1 protein-coding gene is annotated in these 538 nt (G+C 64.9%); it reads right to left on the bottom strand.

What is annotated here, in order from left to right:
• Positions 1–538: FliM/FliN family flagellar motor switch protein (locus AC1DX0_RS36975; protein WP_477359646.1), on the bottom strand; the 538-nt coding region annotated here is incomplete at both ends.

Below are 538 nucleotides of genomic sequence, written 5' to 3'. Positions count from 1 at the left end.
GTCCTGTCCGGCGTCGTAAGGGTGCCGGATCCGGACGGTGTAATTCTGTCCCAACTTGCCGAACTCGCAAATGAACAGCGTCTTGTCGCGCGCGCTCAGCCGCGCTTGCGACTGCGCGGTCTCCTCGAATTCGATCACCTGGCCCGGTTCGAAATCGGCGAGGTCGCCAAGTGTTAGCCGGGCCAGCGGCATGGTCGCTTCGAGCGTCACCGTCGAGCGCATCACCTCTTCCGAAAAACGTGCCCGCCAGTCGGAATTCGCGCTGTCGGCCTCATTGCCATTGGCCGCGATGCCGCGCGTCGCCAAAAGAATTCGCTGCGGGATCATCACCGTGACCGTACCGGTGTCAGTCGGCGTCGAGATGCCGAAGACGATGCGAACGGCGGCACCATCGCGCAGCACGCGGCGCTTCGCCTCCATGCCGGACATCGCCCGCGGCACCGGCAGCCGCAATTCGAGCGAACGGCGGCCCGATCCGTTGAGCGCCTGCGCAACCTCCTGGAACACCATCGTCGCCACATCCGTCTCGATCTGCGAC

Source organism: Mesorhizobium sp. P3_A9 (assembly GCF_056402975.1).
This window is presented reverse-complemented; position numbering and strand designations above follow the sequence as displayed.